Raw genomic sequence first — 22857 nt, 5'->3', positions numbered from 1 at the left:
TCCGGAGCGTCCGGCACGGGCCCGTACGCTCAATGGGATGAGCCGAACGAGCCCTCCCGACCCCGGCGCGCCCGCCGCGCTCCCGCGCGGACGCGAGGCCTCCGACGTGCCCCCGCTGCGCCTGGTCCGCCTCGCCTTCCACGGCGCCTTCTACGCGCTGCTCGGCGTCGCCCTGGCCCCCACCCTGGCCGGCCGCCCGTCGGCGGGACCCCTGGCCGTACTGCCGCTGGGCGCGCTGCTCGCCGCCGTGTACGCGGCCGGGACCGTCCGCCCCGCCCGCCGCCCCGGACTCTGGCTCTCCGCCGTCACGGCCCTGTGGCTGGCGCTCCTCGCCCTGGACCACGGCTTCAGCTACGTCGCCTTCCCGCTGTTCTTCCTCTTCCTGCGCGCCCTCCCCGTCCGCTGGGCGCACCCCGCCGTCGCCGCCGCCACGGCGGCCGTCGTCGCCGCCCAGGCGACCGCGCCCGGCGGGCTCACCGTCGCGAAGGTCATCGGCCCCGCCGCCGGGGCCGCCGTCGCGATCCTCACCGCCTACGGCTACGCCGCGCTCCACCGCGAGAGCCAGCGCCGCGAGCGGCTGATCGACGACCTCGTGCGCACCCGGGACGAGCTCGCCGCCGCCCAGCGCGAGGCGGGCCGGCTCGCCGAGCGGCAGCGGCTCGCCCGCGAGATCCACGACACCCTCGCCCAGGGCCTGTCCAGCATCGTCCTGCTCGCCCGCGCCGCCGAGACCGCCGAACGGGACACGGCCCGGGAACGGGTCCGCGAGATCGGGCTGACCGCCGCCGACAACCTCGCCGAGGCCCGCCGCTTCGTCCAGGCCCTCACCCCGCCCGCACTGGAGGACGCGCCCCTGCCCGAGGCGCTGCGCCGGGTGACCGCGCGCACCGTCCCCGGGGCCGTCTTCCGCCTCGACGGCGAACCCTGCCCCCTGCCCGTGGAGACCGAGGTCGCCCTGCTGCGCCTGACCCAGGAGGCCCTGGCCAACGTGGCCCGCCACGCGCGCGCCGAGCACACCGCCGTCACCCTCGCCTTCCTCGACGGACAGGTTGCCCTCGACATCTACGACGACGGTGTCGGCTTCGCCCCCGGCCGGGGCCCGGCCGACGGCCGCCGCACCTTCGGCCTGCACGGCATGCGCGAGCGCATCGCAGGCCTCGGCGGCACCTTCACCGTCGAGTCCGCCCCCGGCGAAGGCACGGCCATCGCGGCGACGGTGCCGACGGCGCCGAAGGAGATCCGCGTCGTGGGAGCGGCGGCATGAGCGCCGGCATCGGGGTCCTCCTCGTCGACGACCACCCCGTGGTGCGGCGCGGACTGCGCGCCATGGTCGACGACCTGCCCGACGTGGAGGCCGTGGGCGAGGCCGCCGACGGCGCCGAGGCACTGCGGCTGCTCGCCGAAGGGGTACGCCCGGACGTCGTCCTCATGGACCTCCAGATGGGTGCCGGAATGCACGGTGTGGAGGCCACCCGGCGCATCACCGCGCTGCCGTCCCCGCCCGCCGTGCTGATCCTCACCACCTACAGCACCGACGCCGACATCCTGGCCGCCGTCGAGGCCGGAGCCACCGGCTACCTCCTCAAGGACGCCCCGCCCGAGGAGGTCGCGGCAGCCGTCCACGCTGCCGCCCGCGGCGAGACCGTCCTCGCCCCGCCCGTCGCCGCCCGCCTGCTGGGCCGGGTACGGGCCGGCGGCCGGCCCGCGCTCTCCCCGCGCGAGACGGAGATCCTGGGCCTGGTGGCCGAGGGCCTGGCCAACCGGCAGATCTCCAAACGGCTCTTCATCAGCGAGGCGACGGTCAAGACCCACCTCGTGCACATCTACGACAAGCTCGGCGTCGACAGCCGCACGGCGGCGGTCGCGGCGGGCCTGGCGGCGGGGCTGATCCGGGCGGTGTGACGGGCGTGGCCGGGGCTGTCCGAGCCGGGGAATAGAGTTACCCGCAATGAGCACCGACCTTCAGGGAGCACCGCACATGGCACCGGCCGTCCCCACGACGATGGACCGACCGCACTTCATCGGCATCGGCGGCGCCGGCATGTCGGGCATCGCGAAGATCCTCGCCCAGCGCGGCGCGGCCGTCGCCGGCAGCGACGCGAAGGACTCGGCCACCGCCGCGTCCCTGCGCGAGCTGGGCGTCACGGTGCACATCGGCCACGCCGCGGAGCACCTGGCGGCCGACGCCACCTGCGTCGTCGTCTCCAGCGCCATCCGCGCCGACAACCCCGAGCTGGCCGCGGCCGCCGAGCGCGGCGTCCCGGTCGTCCACCGCTCCGACGCGCTGGCCCGGCTGATGGACGGGCTGCGCCCGATCGCCGTCGCGGGCACCCACGGCAAGACGACCACGACGTCGATGCTCGCCGTCTCCCTGGACGCCCTGGGCCTGGCCCCGTCGTACGCCATCGGCGGCGACCTCGCCGGCCCCGGCACCAACGCCCTCCACGGCTCCGGCGAGATCTTCGTCGCCGAGGCGGACGAAAGCGACCGCAGCTTCCACAAGTACGCGCCCGAGGTCGCGATCATCCTCAACGTGGAGCTGGACCACCACGCGAACTACGCGTCGATGGACGAGATCTACGAGTCCTTCGAGACGTTCGTCGGCCGCGTCCGCCCCGGCGGCACGCTCGTCGTCTCCGCCGACCAGGCGGGCGCCCGCGAGCTCACCGAGCGGGTCTCCGGCCGCCACGACATCGAGATCGTCACCTACGGCACGGCCGAGGACGCCGACGTGCGCGTCCTGAAGGTCACCCCGCGCGGCCTGGCCAGCGAGGTCACCATCCTGCTGAACGGCAAGATGCTCACCTTCGCCGTCTCCGTGCCCGGCAGCCACTACGCGCACAACGCCGTCGCCGCCCTCGCCGCGGGCGTCGCCCTCGGCATCCCGGCGCACAACCTCGCCTCCGCGCTCGGCAAGTTCACCGGCGTCGGCCGCCGCCTCCAGCTCAAGGGCGAGGCGAACGGCGTGCAGGTCATCGACTCCTACGCGCACCACCCCACCGAGATGACCGCCGACCTGGAGGCCATCCGGGGCGCCGCCGCCGGCTCCCGCGTCCTGGTCGTCTTCCAGCCCCACCTCTTCAGCCGCACCCAGGAGCTCGGCACGGAGATGGGACAGTCCCTGACCCTGGCCGACGCCTCCGTGGTCCTCGACATCTACCCCGCCCGCGAGGACCCGATCCCGGGCATCACCAGCACCCTGATCATCGACGCGGCCGAGAAGGCCGGCGCGGACGTCCGCCCCGAGCACGACATGGCGGCGATCCCGGACGTGATCGCGGGAATGGCCCGCCCCGGTGATCTCGTTCTGACGATGGGCGCGGGTGACGTCACGGACCTCGGTCCGAAGATCCTGGCCCGCCTGGAGAACTGACCCACACACCGCGGAGGGCGTACGGCATGGCGTACGAGGTCGAGAAGACGGACGAACAGTGGCGCGCGGAGCTGACGCCGGCGGAGTACCAGGTGCTCCGCCGGGCGGGCACCGAGCCCGCCTTCCGCGGTGAGTACACCGACACGAAGACGGTGGGCGTCTACACCTGCCGGGCCTGCGACGCGGAGCTGTTCCGCTCCACGGAGAAGTTCGAGAGCCACTGCGGCTGGCCGAGCTTCTTCGACCCGAAGGACTCCGACGCCGTCGAGCTCCTGGAGGACCGCACCCACGGCATGGTCCGCGTCGAGGTCCGCTGCGCCCGCTGCGGCTCCCACCTGGGCCACGTCTTCGAGGGCGAGGGCTACCCCACCCCCACGGACCAGCGGTACTGCATCAACTCCATCTCGCTGCGGCTGCGCCCGGACGAGGGCTGAGCGGAGCGCTCACCCGGTGAAGTCCGCGAGGCCCTTCTTCAGGTCGTCCAGGTTCATCACCGGGTTCAGCTCGACCTCGGCGTCCGCTTCCTGGAAGAACTTCTCGCCGATCCCGACGATCTGCGAGGAGTCCTGCATGTCGAAGACCATGAGACAGGACCGGCCGCCGTCCAGGGGCGCGAAGTAGGCGGCTTCGGGCTTGAGCTCCTCCACGATCTTCTCCATCAGCCTGGGCAGGCTGCCGTCCTTGACCCCCGCGTTCGACGTGTGGGTGTCCAACCGGGCCCGCAAGAGCATGCGCATGGCCCTCACTCCTTCACCTGCGAGGTCGCGTCACTTCCAGGGTCGGCCCGGTGCGCCCGGTGGCGCAAGCGCGGGCGATTCAGCGCAGCACGGCCGCCGTCTCCGGCGGCAGCCGCAGCACGCCGTCGTCGCCGTCCGGCAGGCCCACCGGCCGCCACGCCGCGACGGCCTCCGTCACCGGGCCCGCCAGGCGTAGGGCGGCCGGGCGGGCGGTGAGGTTGACCGCGATGTGCAGCGGGCCGCGCCGGAAGGAGACGACGCCCTCGCCGGTGACGGACAGCGCCTCGTACCGCCAGCGCGGATCCGTCAGGGCGGGCTCGGCGCGCCGCAGGGCGATCAGGCGGCGGTACCAGGCGAGGAGCCGGGCGTGCGGGGGGCGGCCGGGTTCCGTCCAGTCCAGGCAGGAGCGGTCGCGGGTGGCCGGGTCCTGGGGGTCGGGGATCTCCTCGGCGGGCCAGCCGTGGGCCTCGAACTCGCGGCGCCGGCCGGTCCGTACGGCCTCCGCCAGGGCCGGGTCCGGGTGGTCGGTGAAGTACTGCCAGGGCGTCCGGGCGCCCCACTCCTCGCCCATGAACAGCATGGGGGTGAAGGGCGCGCACAGCACGAGCGCGGCCGCGCAGGCCAGCAGGCCCGGGGAGAGCCGGGCGGAGAGGCGGTCGCCGAGCGCCCGGTTGCCGACCTGGTCGTGGGTCTGGGCGTAGCCGAGGAGCCGGTGGGCGGGGGTGGCGCCCGGGTCCAGGGGGCGGCCGTGGGGGCGGGCGCGGAAGGCGGAGTGGGTGCCGTCGTGGAAGAAGCCGCCGCGCAGGGTCTTGGCCAGGGCGCGGGCCGGGTCGGCGGCGAAGTCGGCGTAGTAGCCCTGGGACTCGCCGGTGAGCGCGGTGTGCAGGGCGTGATGGAAGTCGTCGTTCCACTGGGCGTGGAGGCCGTGGCCGCCCGCGTCGCGCGGGGCGGTGGTGGCCGGGTCGTTGAGGTCGGACTCGGCGACGAGGAACAGCGGCCTGCCCAGCCGGCCGGCCAGCTCGTCGACGGCGGCGGACAGGTCGGCGAGGAAGTGCCGCGGGCCGGTGTCGGCGAGCGCGTGCACGGCGTCCAGCCGCAGCCCGTCGAGCCGGTAGTCGCGCAGCCAGGCCAGGGCGCTGCCGATGAGGTACGCCCGTACCTCCGGGGATCCGGGCGCGTCGAGGTTGACGGCCGCGCCCCAGGGGGTGTGGTGGGTGTCGGTGAAGTACGGGCCGTACGCGGGCAGGTGGTTGCCCGACGGGCCCAGGTGGTTGTGGACGACGTCGAGCACGACGCCCAGGCCGAGGCCGTGCGCGGCGTCCACGAAGCGGCGCAGCCCGTCCGGGCCGCCGTAGGGCTCGTGCACGGCCCAGGGGGCCACCCCGTCGTACCCCCAGCCGTGCCGGCCCGGGAACGGGCAGACGGGCATCAGCTCCACGTGGGTGACGCCCAGGTCGGCGAGGTGCGGCAGCCGCGCGGCCGCCGCGTCGAAGGTGCCCTCGGGGGTGTACGTGCCGGTGTGCAGCTCGTACAGGACCGCGCCGGGCAGCCCCCGGCCGGACCACGGGTGCCGCCAGGCGAAGCGGGCGAAGTCGACGACGGCGCTGGGCCCGTCCGGCCCGTCCGGCTGCCGCCGCGAGCGCGGGTCGGGCCGGGTCGGGCCGCCGTCGAGGGCGAAGCCGTAGCGGGTGCCGTGCCCGGCGCGGGCCTCGCCCCGCCACCAGCCGGGACGGGCCGGGTCCGGCTCCATGGCGTACGTGCGGCCGTCCGCCTCCAGGGCGACGTGCCGGGCCTGTGGTGCCCACACCTCGAACAGCACGACGGCTCCTCTCGACGGTGGGATCCTTCCCAGGAGGTTCAGGCGCAAGCGACGAGCAACGCCACCGGCGCCGCCCCCAGCAGCTCCGCCATCGCCACCCGCCCCCGCCACTCCCCGCCCCCCAGCAGGTCCCGCCACGCCGTGTCCCCGGGCAGTTCCAGGTCGGTGTCCCGCCAGCCGCCCGCTTCCCTCAGCCGCCCCGCCAGCCGCGTCGCCACGGCGACCGCCCCGCCCGCGCGGGCGAAGGCCACGCAGTGACCGGCCGCCACCCCATCCGCGTACAGCGGTACATAAGCCCCCTCCTCCCCGAACCACTCCGGGTGCTCGCGCCGGAGCCCCAGCGCCGCCCGCGTCAGTCGTAGCTTCTCGGCGGAGAGACCGTCCTCCGCTTCGCCGGATTCATCGGATTCATCGGATTCATCGGGGAAGGGCGGCACCGACCGGTTGTCCGGGTCGACGAGCGCCCGGTACACCCCTTCCGTTCCCATGTACACATCCGGCACCCCCGGCATCGTCAGATGCAGCAGCGCCGCCCCCAGAGTGTTGGCGCGTATCGCGGCCCCGGCCTCCTCCCCGAACGCGGCCAGTGCCTCCCGGCCCGCCGCCCCGCACGGGCCGGTGGTGACGAACTCCTCCACCGCCGCCTCGTACGCCGCGTCCGGTTCCGTCCACGTCGTCAGCAGCGCGGCCTCCCGGGCGCTCTTCAGCACGGCGGGCACGAGCCGGGCGGCATCGGGGGCGCCGAGCCCGAAGGCGTTCTGCCAGGCGGTCCACGCCAGATGGGGGTCCGGCGCGGGGGAGCCGGACCGGAGCCGGTCCATCAGCCGGGCCCAGCGCGCCGGGTGTTCGCTCAGCGCGGCGATCCGCGCCCGCGCGTCCGCGCTGCGCTTGGTGTCGTGGGTGGACAGCACGGTCCCGCCGTGGGGCCGGTCGCGCTGCGCGCGGGCGCAGAAGGCGTGGAACTCCTCCGGGGCGATCGCCGGCCGGTCGGGGGTGCCGCCCACCTCCGTCGCCGACAGCAGGGGCGCGTAGCGGTAGAAGGCGGTGTCCTCGACGGACTTGGCGCGGAGCGCCGACGCCGTCTGGGCGAAGCGCGCGCAGAAGTCCCGCTGATCGGGGCCGTCGCCGAGGCGGCCGAGGGCGGCGTCGCGGATCAGGTCGACGGCCCGGGCCTCGCCGGGCACGGCGAAGGCGGTACGGGCCCCCCGGGCGGCCTCGTCCAGCAGCGCGGCGTCCGCGGGCGCGGCGGGCCGGCCGGCCGTGACGTACGGGCGGTAGACGGGCAGCCGGACGAGGATCTCGCACAGGGCGGTGCGCAGCGCCCAGGGGGCGTGGTCGCGCAGCGTGTGGGAGGTCTCGCAGAGCCGGACGGCGGTGCGGACGAGCCGCTCGGCCTCGGCGGCCAGCTCGTGGCCGATGACCCGGTAGGCGGCGCGGCGCACGGTCGCGGGCCAGTCGCCGCCCCGGTCGGGCGGGCAGCCGGTGAAGGCGAGGTAGGCGGCGGTGAGTTCGCCGAGCCCGGCGGGGTCGGTGAAGAGGCCGTCGAGGTGCCGCAGGGCGTCGTAGCCGGTGGTGCCGGCGACGGGCCAGTCGGCGGGCAGCCGTTCGTCCCCGGCGAGGATCTTCTCCACGACCGTCCACCGCCCGCCGGTGGCGTCGCGCAGCCGCCGCAGATAGCCGGGCGGGTCGGCGAGCCCGTCGGGGTGGTCGACGCGCAGCCCGTCGAGGACGCCTTCGCTCAGCAGCCGCAGCACGGTGGCGTGGGTGGCGGCGAAGACCTCGGGGTCCTCCACACGCACCGCGATCAGCTCGGAGACGGTGAAGAAGCGCCGGTAGTTGAGCTCGGTGCGGGCCAGCCGCCACCAGGCGAGGCGGTACCACTGGGCGTCGAGCAGCTCGGGCAGCGGCAGCCGTTCGGTGCCGGGACGCAGGGGGAGGGCGTGGTCGCCGTAGCGCAGCACGCCGTCGGCGGCGGTGCAGCGGTCCAGCTCGGCGCCGATCCGGTCGGCGAGCACGGGCAGCAGCACCTTGCCGCCGTGCTCGGCCCAGTCGATGTCGAACCAGCGGGCGTACGGGGAGGCCGGGCCGTCGCGCAGCACGTGCCACAGGGCGCCGCCCGGGCGTCCGGCGGCGGGCAGGGCCATGTGGTTGGGCACGATGTCGGCGATCAGGCCCAGCCCGTGCGCGTGGGCGGTACGGGCCAGCGAGCGCAGCCCGTCCTCGCCGCCCAGCTCCGCCCGTACCGCCGTGTGGTCGACGACGTCGTAGCCGTGGGTGGAGCCCGGGACGGCCTCCAGGAGCGGGGAGAGATGCAGATGGGACACGCCGAGCCCGGCGAGCCGGGGCACGGCCCGCTCGGCCGCCGCGAAGGGGAACGCGGGCTGGAGCTGGAGCCGGTACGTGGCGGTGGGCGGGTGACGGCTGTCGGGCTTCACAGGAACATACGTACCCACCCCAGGGCCCCGTAAGGGGCGCGGGGAACTGCGCGATCAACCCCCACCGGCCGGCAGCCGAACGGCTCACGCCGGCCGCTGCAACACCGCCAAGCTGCGGTCGACAAGCGTCAACCGCTCCCCGGCCCGGACCTTCGGCCCATCCGCCGCCACTCCCTCCGGGCGCGCGGTGTCGACGACGACCTGCCACTGCGCGCCGTGGTCGGCCGGGACGGTGAAGTCCAGCGGCCGGTCGTGCGCGTTGAACATCAGCAGGAAGGAGTCGTCGGTCACCGGCTCGCCCCGCGGCCCGGGCTCGGAGATGGCGCCCCCGTTGAGGAAGACGGTCAGGGACCTGGCGTGGGCGACGTGCCAGTCGCCGTCCCGCATTTCCTCCCCTTCCGGGGTGAACCAGGCGATATCGGAGAGTTCGTCGTGGGTGCCCTGCACCGGGCGGCCGTGGAAGAAGCGCCGGCGGCGGAAGACGGGGTGGTCGCGGCGGAGCCAGACCAGCGAGCGGGTGAAGCGCAGCATCCGCAGCGCCCGCGCCGTCGCCTCGTCGACGTCCTCCTCCGCCTCCTCCGGGCGGCCCGGCCAGTGCACCCAGGACAGCTCGCCGTCCTGGCAGTACGCGTTGTTGTTGCCCCGCTGGGTGCGGGCGAACTCGTCGCCGTGGCTGAGCATCGGCACGCCCTGCGACACCATCAGGGTGGCGATGAAATTGCGCATCTGCCGCTCGCGCAGGGCGAGGATCCCCGGATCGTCGGTCGGCCCCTCGGTCCCGCAGTTCCAGGAACGGTTGTGGCTCTCGCCGTCCCGGTTGTCCTCGCCGTTGGCCTCGTTGTGCTTGACGTCGTACGAGACGAGGTCGTGGAGGGTGAAGCCGTCGTGACAGGTGACGAAGTTGACGGAGGCCAGCGGGCGCCGGCTGTCGCCCTGGTAGAGGTCGGAGGAGCCGGTCAGCCGGGAGCCGAACTCCGCCAGAGTGGCCGGCTCGCCCCGCCACAGATCCCGCGCGGTGTCCCGGAACTTTCCGTTCCACTCGGTCCACAGGGGCGGGAAGTTGCCGACCTGATAGCCGCCCTCGCCCACGTCCCACGGCTCCGCGATCAGCTTCACCTGACTGACCACCGGATCCTGCTGCACCAGGTCGAAGAACGACGACAGCCGGTCCACCTCGTGGAACTGCCGCGCCAGCGTCGCCGCCAGATCGAAGCGGAAACCGTCCACGCGCATCTCGGTCACCCAGTAGCGCAGCGAGTCCATGATGAGCTGGAGCACATGCGGACTCCGCATCAGCAGCGAATTGCCGGTGCCGGTGGTGTCCATGTAGTAGCGCGGATCGTCGCTCAGCCGGTAGTACGACGCGTTGTCCAGCCCCCGGAACGACAGCGTCGGCCCCAGATGGCTGCCCTCGGCCGTGTGGTTGTACACTACATCCAGAATCACCTCGATGCCCGCCGCGTGCAGCGCCCGCACCGCCGTCTTGAACTCCAGCACCTGCTGACCCCGGTCGCCCCACGACGCGTACGCGTTGTGCGGCGCGAAGAAGCCGATGGTGTTGTAGCCCCAGTAGTTGACCAGCCCCGCGTCCACCAGCCGGTGGTCGTGCACGAACTGATGGACCGGCATCAGTTCGATCGCCGTGACCCCCAGCTCCGTCAGATGCCCGATCACCGCCGGATGCGCCAGCGCCGCGTACGTGCCCCGGATCTCCTCCGGCAGCGCCGGGTGAAGCATCGTCAGGCCCTTCACATGGGCCTCATAGATGACCGTGCGGTGATACTCCGTCCGGGGCGGCCGGTCGTCCCCCCAGTCGAAGTACGGATTGACCACCACCGAAGTCATCATGTGCGGCGCCGAGTCCATGTCATTGCGCTTCTCCGGCCGCCCGAAGCGATAGCCGTAGACCGCCTCCCCCCAGTCCACCGCGCCGCTCACGGCCTTCGCGTACGGGTCGAGCAGCAGCTTGGCGGAGTTGCAGCGCGGCCCCCGCTGCGGCTCGTACGGGCCGTGCGCCCGGAAGCCGTACCGCTGACCCGGCATCACACCCGGTAGATACGCGTGCCATACGAACGCGTCGGTCTCCCGCAGCTCCACCGCCGTCTCCGAGCCGTCCTCGTGCAGCAGACACAACTCGATCCGTTCGGCGGCCTCCGAGAAGACCGCGAAATTGGTCCCGGCGCCGTCGTACGTGGCACCGAGGGGGTACGCCTGTCCCGGCCAGACCTGCATGCCCAGAAGTCTTCCACCCCGGGACGCGCTTTCCGCAGATCTTCGGCAAAAGCCGGTCCGCCGCCCGCCCCGAGGGCTCCGCCGAGCGGGTGACACCACCCTTCCGGCTACTTCTGGCTATGAATCAGATCACGTCCGGCGTCCGGCTTTCGGACAACCGGCACGTCCGACGGCAGAGTTGGCCGAACGCCCGCCGGACGCGGATGCACCCGCTCCCGCCCGCACAGTAGTCTGCCTTGATCGTTGGGACGGGGGCGGAAGGCGGTGCGCAGGTGAGCTCGGGCGGGCTGGAGCTGCCTCCTGGGGACGGCTGTCCGGAAGAGGACTGCACGTCCGACACCCCTCCGGGCGTGGTCTCCCTGACCCGCCCGAGGGAGATCGGGGCGGAACTGGACTGGGGCGCCGACGCCTGGGGCGAGGTGCGCACACGCGCCCGCCGGGCGGGGCGTGCCTACATATGGCTCAATCTGGTCGAGCAGCGGCTGCGCGCCGTCGTCGCCGCCGTGCTGCGCCCGGTCTACGAACCGGTCCACGGCGACGAGGAATGGGTCGTCGCGGCCGCCGGCCCGGCCGGCCAGGAGTGGGTGCAGCGCGCCGTCGCCGTCCGCGAGGTCAGCCGCCGCAAGGGCTATCTGCTCGACCCGGCCGACGACAACGTCCTCAGCTTCCTCACCCTGCCCCAGCTGCGCGAACTGGTCGTCCAGCACTGGCCGTGCTTCGAGCCCTACCTCGACGACCGGCGCGAACTCGAACTCGCACTGGACGAGCTCGAGGTGACCCGCAACATCGTCTCCCGCAACCGGGCGCTCTCCCAGACCGTCCTCGCCCAGGCCGAACGCGCCTCGGCCCGGCTGCTGGACATCCTCGGCAGCGGCCACGGCACGGGCACGCCCTCCGCCGACCGGCTGCCCATAGACGCCGTCGAGGACCTCGTCGGCGACCGCTACGCCGACGTCGTCGGCGTCCACCCCGACCGGGTGCGCCTCCAGCGCCAGCTCCCCGTCGAGGACCTCTTCGGCAGCGCCCGCCGCCTCGACGCCGTCGGCATAGGCCTGAACCTGCTCGTCCAGAACTACTCCGGGCGGCGCCTGGTCCGCCTCGCCGAGGCCGGCTGCCGCACCCGGCTGCTCTTCCTCAACCCCGCCAGCAGCGCCGTGCGCCGCCGGGAGCGGGAACTGGGGATCAAGAAGGGCGAGATGAGCCGGTCCGTGGAGATGAACATCATGCACATGCGGCGGGTCCGCGACCGGCTGCGCGACCCCGGCGCCTTCGAGATCCGCGTCTTCGACGAGACGCCCCGCTTCACCGCCTACCTGATCAACGGCGACGGCTCGGACGGCGTGGCCGTCGTCCAGTCCTACCTGCGCAAGGCCCGCGGCATGGAGTCGCCCGTGCTCGTCCTGCGCGGCGGCCACGGCCGGGGCGTGCTGCGGGAGGGCCGGGCCGACGCGGACGGCGGCCTCTTCGAGACCTACCGCGAGGAGTTCGAGGGCGTGTGGGAGGACTCCCGGCCGGTGTCGTAGCGGACCCCTGCTCAAGGCCCCGGGCCCGTTGTCAGTGGGCCGTGCGACGCTGGGGACCACACGGGGGAAGCACAACCTGAGGGGGGATCGCGATGTCCTGGCACGAGGAGCGTCTGGTCGGCTTCGATCTGGAGACGACGGGCACCGACCCGTCGACGGCCCGGATCGTCACCGCGGCGGTCGTGGAGACCAAGGGCGGCGAGGTCGTCGCGAGCCGGTCCTGGCTGGCCGACCCGGGCACGCCGATACCGGCCGAGACCACGGCGATCCACGGCATCACGACCGAGCGGGCCGCCGACTGCGGGCGGCCCGCTCGCGAGGTGGCGGAGGAGGTGGCCACCGCCCTGGCCGGCCACTGGTCGATGGGCGTGCCGGTCGTCGCGTACAACGCGGCCTTCGATCTGAGCCTGCTCTCGGCCGAGCTGGGGCGGTACGGCCTGCGGTCGCTGAGCGAGCGGCTGGACGAGCGGCTGGGTGGGGACGGCGCGGGTGCGCCGGCGGCGGCCGTGGGCCCGGTCGTCGACCCCCTCACCATCGACCGTGCCGTCGACCGCTTCCGCAAGGGCCGGCGCACTCTGGCCGCCGCCTGCGGGGAGTACGGCGTCGTGCTCGACGGGGCGCACGAGGCGGGCGCGGACGCCCTGGCGGCCGTGCGCGTGGCCCGCGCGATAGCCGAGCGGTACGAGCACATCGCGGCGGCCGACCTGTGGGAGCTCCACCGCGACCAGGAGCGGTGGTACGGGGAGTGGGCGGCCGGCTATCAGAAGTGGCTGCGGCGTCAGGGGAACCCGGAGGCGGTGGTGGAGGGCGCCTGGCCGCTGCGCTGAGCGGAGCCGAGCCGTCGAGCCCCTGAGCCGAGCCGGATGCGCGCGGGCGACCGGCACGGCCCTGGAACTAGCCCCGCACCCTGAGCACGCTCTCGTCGCAGGAGACGATCTCCAGCTCCCGTCCGGGCCGCCCGGCCGCGGGGAAGGAGATCGTCAGCCGGACGCCGTCCTTGGTCTGCCAGACGCCGGGCACGGAGTCGGGGGCGTCACCGCGCCCGATGGGGTGGTCGATGAATGTTCCGTCGGCGGCGAACTCCATCCCTTCCCGCCCTCGCGAGGGCGGGAAGGGATGGTCGGCGGGCCGGTAGACGGCGATGTCGGCGGAGTCCTCTTCACGGGAGTGCGTCCAGCTCCGGAAGAGAGCCGGGGGTGGCTCGTTCATTCCTCAAATACCTCAGCAATTACCCGGATTCACCTGAATGGCGGGATCCGGAAGGTTGGCATACGGTTGGAATTGAATTCCGCGGTATCCATCTCTTTTCACGTCCTACGGGTCTACCGTAGACGTCATCGGGCCCGACTCTCTCCCGTAACTCGCCGCGTTTCACAGCGGTCAGAGGAGGTGCGGCATGCCCGAGAACCGGCAGAACGGCACAGCCGAGAGGTCACCCGAGAGCCTGCTGTGCGGGACCATGGAAGTCCACCGCAGACTGCTCACCGAACACGCCCCGTACGCGGCGGCGCGTGCGGCCCTGGAGAACAAGGCCTTCGCCTATGAGAAGGGGCGCGAGCGGACCACCCGTGCCGGAGTGACCCTCATCCAGGTCGTCGTCCACGTCGTGCACCAGAACGGCGCGCAGAACATCGACGACGCCCAGGTCACCAGCCAGGTCGAGGCCCTCAACCGGGACTACCGCAAGACCAATACGGATGTCTCCGGCGTCCCGGCCGTCTGGCAGGCGTTGGCAGCCGACTGCAACATCGAATTCCAGCTGGCCACCACCGACCCGTCCGGGGCGCCGACCAACGGCATCACCCGCACACAGACGGCGACCGCAAGTTTCGGCACCGACGACGCCGTGAAGTCGACGGCGACCGGTGGCCAGGACCCCTGGCCCACCGATCGCTATCTCAACCTGTGGTCCTGTGAGCTGGGTGGCGGGCTGCTCGGGTACGCACAGTTCCCCGGCGGACCGGCGGCCACCGACGGGGTGGTCATCCTCCACTCCGCGTTCGGCACCAGCGGGACCGCGACGGCACCCTTCAACCTGGGCCGCACCGCGACCCACGAAGTGGGCCACTGGCTGAATCTCTTCCACATCTGGGGCGACGACGGCACGGCCTGCAACGGCACCGACTTCGTGGCCGACACGCCCAACCAGGGCGGGCCCAATTTCGGCAAGCCGGACTTCCCCCGCGTCACGTGCAACAACGCACCCGACGGCGACATGTTCATGAACTACATGGACTACGTCGACGACGCGGCCATGTTCATGTTCACGGAGGGCCAGTTGACGCGCATGAACGCCACCCTCGACGGACCGCGCGCCTCGTTCCACACCGCGTAGCCGCGCCGGCCGGAAGCCGGCCGGAAGCCGGTCAGAAGGGGTACCACCGCACCGCCGGGTCGTCCTCCCGCAGCGAGGCGACCCGGCGGCGGAACTCCGCGAGGGCGGCCGGATTGCCCGGCGCGTGCTGAGCCACCCAGGCACAGCTCGCCGTCTCCCGGGCCCCGCGCAGCACGGCGCAGCCCTCCCACTCCCGGACGTCCCAGCCGTAGGCGCGGACGAAGGAGTGATAGGCGTCCGGGTCCAGCCCGTACCGGTCCTTGCTGAGGGCCATCACCACCAGGTCGTGCTCCCGCAGGTCCGAGGCGAACGTCTCCAGGTCGACGAGTACGGGCCCGTCCGGCCCGATGTGGACATTGCGGGGGAGGGCGTCACCGTGGATCGCCCCCGGCGGCAGATGCGGGATGAGGGCGGCGGCCGCGGCGGCGAACCCGTCGCGGCGCTCGCGCAGATAGTCGGCGTCGGCCGGATCGATCGCCGTCCCGGCCAGCCGCAGCCACCGCTCGACGCCGCCCAGCAGATCACGCCGGGGCAGCCCGAACCCCGGCTCAGGCAGGGCGTGCACCTGCCGGAGCAGGGCGGCCAGGTCGGCGGGACCGGCAGGGCGCTCCGCCGCCGGGAGCCGGTGCCAGAGCGTCACCGGATGCCCGTCGGCGACCAGCACCCCGGGCTCCGCCGCGCGCACGGCCGGCACCCCGGCCTCCGCGAGCCAGGCGGCGATCCGCAGCTCCCGGCCGGCGCGCTCCACGAGGGAGGCGTCCCGCCCCACCTTCGCGACGAGGCCGTCGGCGGCGAACACCGCGTTCTCCCCGAGGGCCAGCAGCTCGGCCTCGCCGGCCGGAAGCGGAGCGCCCGCCGCCGCGAGGAGCTCCCGCGCCCGTTGTTCGGTGAATGCCACGCCGTTCCTTCCGCTTCTCCGCCGTACGCGCGTACGCGATCCCGCCAGTCTCCCTCATGCGCGGCGGTGGCCGGACACGCCGGGAGTTCGGTCCATCACGTAACCCCTGGTACGGTCGCGTCCCATCGGCTGCCGTGCCCAACCCCCACGGGGCACGGCGGCCGTCTCGATAAGCTCCCTCCATATCTGCGTGATCTTGTGAGAGGAGCTTTCGCCCATGACCGCCGCGATACTCGGCTTCGCCCTTTTCTCCCTGCTGGTGGCCATGGCACCGGGCCCGGACACCCTCCTCGTGCTGCGCAACTGCCTGCGCGGCGGCCGCCGCACAGGCATCGCGACCGCCCTCGGCGCGGCGGCCGGCTCCCTCGCCTGGGGCGTCGCCGCGGCCTTCGGCCTGGCAGCGGCACTCCAGCGCTGGGACACGGCCTTCACGGTCGTCAGGCTGGCGGGGGCGGCATACCTGGTCTTTCTGGGCGCACAGGTGCTCTGGGCCCAGCGCCGCGCGGGTGCGGTCGCAGCGGAGGCACCGGCCGAGAGCGGGGCCGCCCCGGGGGTGGGTGAGGCCTTCCGGCAGGGGCTGCTGAGCTGTCTGCTCAACCCCAAGGTGGGGGTCTTCTTCGTGGCCGTGGTGCCGCAGTTCCTCCCGGAGGGCGACGGGTCCGCGCTGGGCACGACGCTGTTGTTCGGCGCGGTCGACGCGGCGGTCGCGGGCGCCTGGCTACTCCTCGTCGCGGCCGGCGCCACACGCCTGCTGGGCTGGCTCCGCCGCCCCCGCGTCCACCGCAACCTGGAGCGGACCACGGGCGGAGTGCTGGTGGCGCTGGGGGTGGGGACGGCGGTGGAGGGTTAATAGCGGGGGCCGGGGAAGAGGGTGACCCGGCCGGGCGGGAAGAGATCCAGGCCCAAGATCGCCTTGGCATCCTCGACTACCACGTCGAGATGTTCGATGGAGGCAAGAGCGGTCAGGTCGACGACCGTGTGCTGCGTCCAGTCGCAGGAGATCCTGAGCAGCCGGAGCTCCGGGAAGATCTTGCTTATAGCTGTGAGATCGACGGGATGCGAGGCACGCGAAAGCGTGAGTTCCCGCACCTGAGGGAGCGTGGGGCTCATGGCGAGCCGGGTCATGTCCTGCTCGGAAATCATCAAGTGAGTCAGTTGTGGCAGGCGCGTAAGCTCCTCGCGGCCCCCCTCAGGGAATTTGAGGGCATTGATGCCGAGATATTCCAGTCCGTCGAACGCTTCCAGTCCCGTCAGGGATCGCGATGCGTTCCGCTGCCATACGTAAAGCTTCCGTAGTTTGGGCATGGCGGGCAGCGATGACGTGTGTGACCGGCGGATGGGGAGGTCGAGATTCAGCTCCTTCAGCTCGGGGAGCTTGGTCACGCGGCGCAGGTCGTGCGGCCGAGTGTCGTGGATGAGTAGCGTGGTGAGCGGAAGTCCGTCGAGTGGCGACAAGTCAGTGATCTCAGGGCACTGGAACAACCGGAGTTCGCGCAGCTTCGGCAGGCTCTGGAGGAAGGCCACATCGCTCAGCTGTTGGTTGGCGGACAAGGCGATGCTCGTCAATCGGTCCGGATCGACCGCCGCCAGGATTTCATCCGCGGAGAGGTCCCCCATGAATTGGATGTTCAAATTCTGCGGGAGGCTGGGGACGAGTTCCAGAGCAGCGCGGCTGCGGACGGTGATGTCGCACTCGGCCGGCAGGTGGTTGAGGATCTCTTTGGCGAACTCCTCGGTGTCGAATGAGCCCCAGCTTCTCGACAGCGCACTGAAAACGCGCGGGCTCCGGCAGTCGCGGTATCGCTTGAGCAACGTCAGAGCGGCGTCCCCGCCCACGGCCGCCGCCGCGTGGACGACAGCCTCCGCCTGTCTCTCCGGCAGGTCTTGCGGACCCGGCAGCAGATCGAGGATCACCGGCCCCACCGTGGCCAGATTCTGGGCCTCGGCGTAGCTGCGTGGCGGTAGCAGCGTCGCCGCCCGCTCCTCCACCTTCGCCCGGACCTCGGGGTCCAGTTCGGTGGCCTGCTCCAGGCAGGCCATGGCCAGCAGGTGCAGCCGCGTCCGGTGGTCGGGAGCTTGATCGCCGCGTGCCATGAGCTGGCGTAGAAGTGCCGCCCGTTCGGCGGGCCGTGCGTGGGCCACGGCCATCCGTATGACGTCCTCCCACCGGTCGTCGTCGGCGTTCCGCACCAACAGGCCGAGGTCGTGCCCCTCCACGGCGGCTTTCGCACCGAGGTAGTCCTGGAACGTGCGGTGGACGAAGTCGACGGTGTCCGCCGTGGGCCTGCGCAGCAGCCCGCAGCGGGAGACCAGATGGGTGAGAACCTGACGGGCGTCGCCCTGCCCGGCGACGGCCGGCATCGCCGGGAGGGCATCCTCAAAGACGGTCAGGGCGGTCTTCTCCTCCATCTCCGCCTGGCCGTTACGAATGAGCCAGTACGCCAGCCGCTGTAGCAGCTGAACCGCCTCGTGTTGCGTGAGACTGATCCCCTCGGGGGCCTCGATGCCCCGCTCGTCGTCCCTCCGGCCCAGCAGCATGGCCAGCGCCGCTTCATACAGCTCCATCCGGCTCCGGGGCAGACGACCCCGGCGGTCGCGGTGGAGCGCGCACATCAAGGCGCACATCAGAGGGGTCGTCGCCAATTGAGCCAACGGGCGCTGGGCCCGTACCGCGTCCTTGAACCGTTCTTCGAGGTCGGAGGCGGTGCCTGCCGCCGTGTGCCAGCGCGTGGCGAAGACGAGGACGTCCTTCCGGTTCATCGGCCGTACGGTCAGCTCCGCGAACCCTGCGCTCTCGAGCCACCGCTCGGGCACGGCCGTCGGCCGTGTGGTGACGATGAAGCTCGAACGAGGGTAGGCGGCGATCAAGTCGCGGAGCCACTCCTTCGTCTCCTCGCGCCGTTGCGCGGGGACCTCGTCGATGCCGTCGACGAGCAACAGCGCCCGCCCCTCCGTGAGGACGCGGTCGGCCCAGCCCGGCGGCTGCGCCGCGGCGAGCGGGCTCCTGATGGCTTCCAGGAATCGCTCCGGAGCGGGTGGGGCGCTCTTGAGGTCGAGCCTGCGCAGGGGAATGACGAAGGGGATGCTTCCGCGCCGGGCGGAGGTCACGGCCAGCCACTGCACGAGTGTGGTCTTGCCGCTGCCCGCGAGCCCGCGGACCAGCGCTCGCTGCTGCCCCGCCAATGCCTTCTCGGCACGTTCGACGACGGTGAGGGAGTCGTCGCGCCTGCTGGTCAGTTCCAGGCTGACGTAGGCGGGCTCCAGCGGCCAGCTCGCCGGCTGCGCGCCCCGCAGGTCGAGGCCGACAATGGTGAGCCCGCTGTGCCGCTCGACGATGCAGCGGCAATACCGTTCTTCGAATGGGACGTCATCCGCCCTGACGGCGGCCTGGCCGATCTCCTCTGCCGCTCTTTCCCGCAGCACCAGCAATGGGCCCGGGTCAGCGCCAAGGGCCTTGGCGAGCGCCACCACCGTGCCCTCCGTCGGGAGCTTCCGTCCATTGAGGGTCCGGCTGACGGTCGTGTGCCCCAGACCCGCCCGCCGCTCCAGCGCCACATACGTCAACCCGCGCTCAAACCGCAACCGGCGTAAGCGTACGGACAGTTCGATCAGCGCCCCCGACGCCTCTGGATCAACACCCATGCGTTCATCTTCATACGCGTGAACGCCGGTGAACGCGAAATCACGGAAGTTCAGCGCATGACTCTCGAACTGCTCATCCTCATCGCAGCGTTCACCGCGATCCTGTCACGCACCGACACCACCCCCGCCGACCGCGCGGCCCTCCTGACCGCCTTCGTCAACGTCCTCGACCTGCTCACCCGGTAGCCGCCACAATCCGTGCGGGCACCACCCGCGCCTCCTCGTACCGCCGCAGCACCAGCGCGGCCACCTCCGGGGCCGGGCCCAGGACGTCCGCGACGAAGTCGGCCTCCCGCGCCCCCGCCGCGATGCGGTCCGGCAGGCGGCCCGGTGCCAGGACGTACGGCGCGACCGCCACGCGCCGTACGCCCTCGGCGCGCCGCAGCGCGCGTACCGCGTCCTCCGTGCGGGGGAGGGAGGCGGAGGCGAACGCGGGTCGCACGGCACACCAACCACTCGTGTGCCGCCACTCCCGCGCGATTTCTGCGATCACCGCGATCGCCTCCGGGTCCGATGAGCCCGCCGAGGCCAGGACGACCCCGGTCGAGCTCCGGTCGGCGTCCCGCACTCCGGCCTGCCGCAGCCGCCGTTCCAGCGCGTCCGTCAGCAGGGCTGAGGGGCCGAGGACGTCCGCCTGGTGGACGGTCAGCCCCGGCAATCGGGCGGTCGCCCCGGCCAGCGCGGCCGGGATGTCGGACTTGGCGTGGAACGCCCGTGTCAGCAGCAGCGGAACCGCCACCACCTCCCGTACGCCCTCCGCCGCCAGCCGTTCCAGGACGCGAGGCACGCCCGGCGCGCAGAAGTCCAGGAAGCCGACCTCCACCCGGAGGCCCGGCCGACGGGCCGCGACCCTCGCCCGCAGGGCGGCGACCGTCGCCGCGTGCCGGGGGTCGCGGCTGCCGTGGGCGACGAGGAGCAGCACCACGGAAAAGCCCCTACCGCGTCGCCAGGCCGCGCGAGCGCAGCACCCTGCGCTCCAGCGGGCTGAAGACGATCAGGTCGATGGCGATGCCGACGAACAGGATGAGGGTGATGCCCAGCAGCACTCCCGGCATGTCGGAGTCGGTGCGGGCGTTCTCCAGGTACTGGCCCAGGCCCAGGCCCAGATCGGGCGAGGAGGCGATGAGCTCCGCCGCCATCAGCGATCGCCAGGAGAAGGCCCAGCCCTGCTTCAGCCCGGCGAGGTATCCCGGCAGGGCCGCCGGCAGCAGCACGTGCCACGCCCCGCGCACGCCCGTCGCGCCCATCGTGCGGCCCGCGCGCAGATACAGCGGGGGCACCTGGTCGATGCCGGAGACCAGGCCGTTGGCGATGGACGGCACGGCGCCCAGCAGGATCACCGCGTACATCGCCGAGTCCGTGATGCCCAGCCAGATGACGGCCGCCGGCACCCAGGCCACCGACGGGAGGGATTGCAGCCCCGACAGGACGGGCCCCAGCGCTGCCCGTATCAGCGGCACCCTGGCCACCAGGAGTCCCAGGGGGGTGCCGAGGGCGAGGGCGGCGAGGAAGCCGAGCAGGCCGCGCGAGACGCTGGTCCAGACGATGCCGAAGAGCGTGCCCTCCAGCCACAGCCTGCGCAGCGCGCCCCAGACGGCCGACGGGTCGGGGAGCTTGTAGTCGTCCGTGACACCGGCCAGGACCAGCAGCTTCCACACGACCAGTACCAGCACGACGGCGGTGACCGGCGGCAGCACCTTGCGCAGCAGCACCTCCCGCAGCGGCGTGCGCTTCACCGGTACCGTGTCGAGGGCGTCGAGCCCGGCTTCCAGGCCGGCCAGATCCCCTTCCGCGGCCCGGGGCCGTTCGGTCTCAGTCCCGGCCATGGCGGCGGATCTCCCCCCGGAGCTCTTCGGTGATCTCGACCGACAGGTCGGCCACCGCCGCGTCCTCGATCCGGCGCGGCTGCGGGATGTCCACCGTCCACTCCCGCACCACGCGCCCCGGCCGGGACGACAGCAGCACCACCCGCTGGCCGAGCCGTACCGCCTCCCGGACGTTGTGGGTGACGAACAGCACCGACAGCGAGGTCTCCGACCAGATGCGCGTCAGCTCGTGGTGCAGCACGTCCCGGGTGATGGCGTCCAGCGCGGCGAACGGCTCGTCCATCAGCAGCACCCGGCTGTCCTGCGCCAGGGCCCGCGCCAGCGCGACGCGCTGCCGCATCCCGCCCGACAGCTCGTGCACGCGCTTGCCGTACGAGCCGCCCAGCCGGACGAGCTGGAGCAACCGCTCCGCCTCCGCCCGGCGTTCCGCCCTCGGCACGCCGCGCAGCCGCAGCGCCAGCTCGATATTGCGGCCCGCCGTCAGCCAGGGGAACAGCGCGTGCTCCTGGAACATCAGCGCCGGGCGGCCGCCGGGCACCTCGATGGTGCCGGCGGACGGGCGGTCCAGACCTGCCACCAGGTTCAGCAGCGTCGACTTGCCACAGCCCGAGGCGCCCAGCAGGCACACGAACTCACCGGGGCGGACGTCGAGGGTGATGTCGTCGAGCACGGGGCGCCCGTCGTGCGAGCGGCCGCCGTAGCTCTTGTGGACGTGGTCGATCCGGACGGCCGCCGGCGCGTCGTCACCGACGACGGCCAAGGCGGGCGTACTGCCGGACGTATCGGTACTCAGTGCCGGTGCCATCCGGTCACCTCCTGGTCGGGGAGCGGGCATACGAGCCCCTACTGCCGCGTACACGTCACTGCCTGCCGAGCTGCGCCGCGCCGACCGTGGGCCTGCCCCCGGCCGCCAGGACCTTGTTGAGCAGGGTCAGGTCGTAGATGCCGGTCAGATCCGGCTTCTCCAGCAGCCCCGCCTTGACCGCGTGGTCCGCCTCGGCCTGGAGGGTGGCGGCCAGCGGGTCGTCCGTCGTCCTGATGGACTGCCACGCCGGATCGAGGATCTCCGGCGGCAGTTCCTTGCCCGACAGCTTCTTCAGCGCCGCGTTGGCCGAGGCCTTGGCCCGCTCGGGGTTCGCGGCGATCCAGGCGTTGGTCTTCACCGAGCCCCGCAGCACGGCCTCCACCACGTCCGGGTGCGCGTCGAGGAACTTCTGCGACACGACCACATTGGTGATGACGAACTTGCCGTCCGGCCAGAGGGTGCTCTCGTCCAGCAGCACCTTCCCGCCCTCCGACACCAGCTTGGAGGCCGTCGGCTCGGGCACCCAGGCGCCGTCCACGGAACCGGACTTGAAGGCGTCGGGCGTCACCTTGTTGTCCGTGCGGACGACCGAGACATCGCCCTTGCCGCTCTGCGGGTCGACCTTCCAGCCCTGCCCGGAGATCCAGTTGAGGAATGCCACGTCCTGGGTGTTGCCCTTCTGCGGGGTGGCGATCCGCTTGCCCTTGACGTCCTCCAGCGAGGAGATCTTCTTGGGGTCGACGACCAGCTTCACCCCGCCGGAGGCCGAACCCGCCACGATCCGCAGGTTCTTGCCCTTGGACTTCACATAGCCGTTGATGGCGGGCGAGGGGCCGATCCAGCCGATGTCGATGGAGCCCGCGTTGAGCGCCTCGATCTCCGACGGCCCGGCGTTGAAGGTGGTCGAGGTGAGCTTGGTTGTGCCCAGCTCCTTCTGGAGGATGCCCGCCTGCTCGCCGACCAGCGGCGTGGCGTGCGTGATGTTGGGGAAGTAGCCGATCCGCACGGTGTTGGCGGAGAGCTTCGCGCCGGTGACGGCCGCGGGGCCGGCGGTGGTGCCGGAGGCCTTCTGGGAACCGTAGCCGCAGGCGCCCAGGGCGACGGTCAGCAGCGGCAGGGCGGCGAGCGCCGACAGCGCCCGGCGGGCGGGGGATGACACGAGGGGGGTTCCTCTCGTTCAGCGATACACGCGGTGTACGCGATATGCGCGGTATGGGGGACGGGGACGGACG

The 22857-nt window shown here is 72.6% G+C and carries 20 protein-coding genes; 9 read left to right on the top strand and 11 right to left on the bottom strand.

Annotated elements, in window-relative coordinates:
- Positions 1–37: 37 nt before the first annotated feature.
- The 4 genes from RM609_RS13540 to msrB all read left to right on the top strand — a co-directional run bounded on the left by RM609_RS13540 (position 38) and on the right by msrB (position 3807).
- A complete protein-coding gene (locus RM609_RS13540) occupies positions 38–1264 on the top strand; it encodes a sensor histidine kinase (RefSeq protein ID WP_311610749.1) in 1227 nt (408 codons plus the stop codon).
- Positions 1261–1902, top strand: a complete 642-nt coding sequence (locus tag RM609_RS13535) for a response regulator (RefSeq protein WP_311610748.1) — start codon at positions 1261–1263, stop codon at positions 1900–1902. The genes RM609_RS13540 and RM609_RS13535 overlap by 4 nt, the downstream gene beginning before the upstream one ends.
- A gap of 76 nt (positions 1903–1978) precedes the next feature.
- The gene (gene murC / locus RM609_RS13530; RefSeq protein ID WP_311611060.1) at positions 1979–3373 is read left to right on the top strand and encodes a UDP-N-acetylmuramate--L-alanine ligase; all 1395 of its coding nucleotides are present in this window, start codon (positions 1979–1981) and stop codon (positions 3371–3373) included.
- Positions 3374–3399: 26 nt separating this feature from the next.
- Positions 3400–3807, top strand: a complete 408-nt coding sequence (msrB, locus tag RM609_RS13525; protein WP_311610746.1) for a peptide-methionine (R)-S-oxide reductase MsrB — start codon at positions 3400–3402, stop codon at positions 3805–3807.
- Between the two features lie 9 nt (positions 3808–3816).
- Here msrB and RM609_RS13520 read toward each other — a convergent pair whose 3' ends face one another.
- The 4 genes from RM609_RS13520 to glgX form a co-directional block, all read right to left on the bottom strand.
- Complete coding sequence (locus RM609_RS13520; protein WP_311610745.1) at positions 3817–4110, bottom strand: hypothetical protein; 294 nt, start codon at positions 4108–4110, stop codon at positions 3817–3819.
- 79 nt (positions 4111–4189) lie between these two features.
- Complete coding sequence (gene treZ, locus RM609_RS13515; protein WP_311610743.1) at positions 4190–5929, bottom strand: malto-oligosyltrehalose trehalohydrolase; 1740 nt, start codon at positions 5927–5929, stop codon at positions 4190–4192.
- A 38-nt stretch (positions 5930–5967) separates the two neighbouring features.
- A complete protein-coding gene (gene treY / locus RM609_RS13510; RefSeq protein WP_311610742.1) occupies positions 5968–8364 on the bottom strand; it encodes a malto-oligosyltrehalose synthase in 2397 nt (798 codons plus the stop codon).
- A gap of 84 nt (positions 8365–8448) precedes the next feature.
- Positions 8449–10596 (bottom strand): glycogen debranching protein GlgX, encoded by a 2148-nt coding sequence (gene glgX / locus RM609_RS13505; RefSeq protein ID WP_311610741.1) that lies wholly within the window; start codon positions 10594–10596, stop codon positions 8449–8451.
- A 272-nt stretch (positions 10597–10868) separates the two neighbouring features.
- Here glgX and RM609_RS13500 point away from each other — a divergent pair, with 272 nt between their 5' ends.
- Together RM609_RS13500 and RM609_RS13495 are read left to right on the top strand one after the other, a co-directional pair.
- On the top strand, positions 10869–12119 hold the full coding sequence (locus RM609_RS13500; RefSeq protein WP_311611059.1) for a DUF5919 domain-containing protein: 1251 nt from the start codon (positions 10869–10871) through the stop codon (positions 12117–12119).
- 92 nt (positions 12120–12211) lie between these two features.
- Positions 12212–12946 (top strand): exonuclease domain-containing protein, encoded by a 735-nt coding sequence (locus tag RM609_RS13495; RefSeq protein WP_311610739.1) that lies wholly within the window; start codon positions 12212–12214, stop codon positions 12944–12946.
- A 67-nt stretch (positions 12947–13013) separates the two neighbouring features.
- Here the strand turns inward: RM609_RS13495 and RM609_RS13490 are convergent, their stop codons facing one another.
- Entirely contained in the window at positions 13014–13328 is a 315-nt protein-coding gene (locus RM609_RS13490) for a hypothetical protein (protein ID WP_311610737.1), read from the bottom strand.
- Between the two features lie 187 nt (positions 13329–13515).
- Between RM609_RS13490 and RM609_RS13485 the strand changes: the two genes are divergently transcribed.
- Positions 13516–14454 carry a zinc metalloprotease gene (locus RM609_RS13485; protein WP_311610735.1) on the top strand — a complete coding sequence of 313 codons (939 nt, stop codon included), beginning with the start codon at positions 13516–13518 and terminating at the stop codon, positions 14452–14454.
- A gap of 31 nt (positions 14455–14485) precedes the next feature.
- Here the strand turns inward: RM609_RS13485 and RM609_RS13480 are convergent, their stop codons facing one another.
- Positions 14486–15352 (bottom strand): phosphotransferase enzyme family protein, encoded by an 867-nt coding sequence (locus RM609_RS13480; RefSeq protein ID WP_311610734.1) that lies wholly within the window; start codon positions 15350–15352, stop codon positions 14486–14488.
- Between the two features lie 217 nt (positions 15353–15569).
- Here RM609_RS13480 and RM609_RS13475 point away from each other — a divergent pair, with 217 nt between their 5' ends.
- Positions 15570–16202: a LysE family translocator gene (locus RM609_RS13475; RefSeq protein ID WP_311610732.1), complete on the top strand. Its 633-nt coding sequence runs from the start codon at positions 15570–15572 to the stop codon at positions 16200–16202.
- Here RM609_RS13475 and RM609_RS13470 read toward each other — a convergent pair.
- Positions 16199–18994, bottom strand: a complete 2796-nt coding sequence (locus RM609_RS13470) for an NACHT domain-containing protein (protein WP_311610730.1) — start codon at positions 18992–18994, stop codon at positions 16199–16201. The genes RM609_RS13475 and RM609_RS13470 overlap by 4 nt on opposite strands.
- A gap of 57 nt (positions 18995–19051) precedes the next feature.
- Between RM609_RS13470 and RM609_RS13465 the strand changes: the two genes are divergently transcribed.
- A complete protein-coding gene (locus tag RM609_RS13465; RefSeq protein WP_311610729.1) occupies positions 19052–19180 on the top strand; it encodes a hypothetical protein in 129 nt (42 codons plus the stop codon).
- On the opposite strand, the gene RM609_RS13460 is transcribed toward RM609_RS13465, so the two are convergent.
- Genes RM609_RS13460 through RM609_RS13445 form a run of 4 tightly spaced genes read right to left on the bottom strand, consistent with a single transcriptional unit; the run spans position 19170 to position 22784 of the window.
- Positions 19170–19919 (bottom strand): sirohydrochlorin chelatase, encoded by a 750-nt coding sequence (locus RM609_RS13460; RefSeq protein WP_311610728.1) that lies wholly within the window; start codon positions 19917–19919, stop codon positions 19170–19172. The genes RM609_RS13465 and RM609_RS13460 overlap by 11 nt on opposite strands.
- A 10-nt stretch (positions 19920–19929) precedes the next feature.
- Positions 19930–20820 carry an ABC transporter permease gene (locus RM609_RS13455; protein ID WP_311610726.1) on the bottom strand — a complete coding sequence of 297 codons (891 nt, stop codon included), beginning with the start codon at positions 20818–20820 and terminating at the stop codon, positions 19930–19932.
- Entirely contained in the window at positions 20807–21625 is an 819-nt protein-coding gene (locus RM609_RS13450; RefSeq protein ID WP_311610724.1) for an ABC transporter ATP-binding protein, read from the bottom strand. Before RM609_RS13450 ends, RM609_RS13455 begins: the two co-directional genes overlap by 14 nt.
- A 55-nt stretch (positions 21626–21680) precedes the next feature.
- Positions 21681–22784 carry an aliphatic sulfonate ABC transporter substrate-binding protein gene (locus tag RM609_RS13445; RefSeq protein WP_311610722.1) on the bottom strand — a complete coding sequence of 368 codons (1104 nt, stop codon included), beginning with the start codon at positions 22782–22784 and terminating at the stop codon, positions 21681–21683.
- Positions 22785–22857: the final 73 nt, after the last annotated feature.

The organism is Streptomyces hesseae (genome assembly GCF_031845785.1).
GTDB classification, from domain to species: Bacteria; Actinomycetota; Actinomycetes; order Streptomycetales; family Streptomycetaceae; genus Streptomyces; species Streptomyces hesseae.
The sequence above is the reverse complement of the archived record's forward strand: the minus strand, read 5'-3'. Positions and strand labels throughout refer to the sequence as shown.